The organism is Streptomyces sp. DH12 (assembly GCF_020873895.1).
Lineage (GTDB): Bacteria > Actinomycetota > Actinomycetes > Streptomycetales > Streptomycetaceae > Streptomyces.
In genome coordinates this window covers 1-453 of the sequence record NZ_JAHWGT010001062.1, presented here as the reverse complement: position 1 = coordinate 453, position 453 = coordinate 1, and the positions used below count along the sequence as shown (strand labels likewise).

The 453-nt window shown below is 71.7% G+C and carries 1 pseudogene; it reads right to left on the bottom strand.

Annotation, left to right across the window (positions count from 1 at the left end):
• Positions 1 to 6: 6 nt before the first annotated feature.
• Positions 7 to 453: pseudogene (locus LPA54_RS38510) on the bottom strand (glycerophosphodiester phosphodiesterase family protein); the annotation flags it as partial.

Below are 453 nucleotides of genomic sequence, written 5' to 3'. Positions count from 1 at the left end.
CTAGAGCTCGGGGTAGATCCACACCTGCTTGCCGCGCTTGCGCGTCTGCTCGTCCTGCCAGCGCAGCACCTCCTCGAAGGTGGGGATCTCCCAGCGGCCGTTGTAGAGGGTGTTGTGCGGGCGGTTGGCGGGGATGCGCTCCACGGCGCGCAGCCGCTTGAGCTCGGCGAGCGTGAAGTCCTCGGTGAACCAGCCGGTGACCTGGACGCCGTCCAGCGTCTTGGTGGTGCGGCGGCCGGCGAACTCGGGGTGGTCGGCGACGTCGGTGGTGCCGCCGATCTCCGGCTCGTGGCGGCAGACGAGGTGGCCGTCCTTGGTGGGGACGAGGTCGCCGGCCTCGACGATGTCCGCGCCCATGTCGAGGGCGAGCTGGTACGAACCGAAGGTGTGCTCGGGCCGGTAGCCGCTGGCGCCGCGGTGACCGATGACCGTCGGCACGGGCGCGGCCGGGGC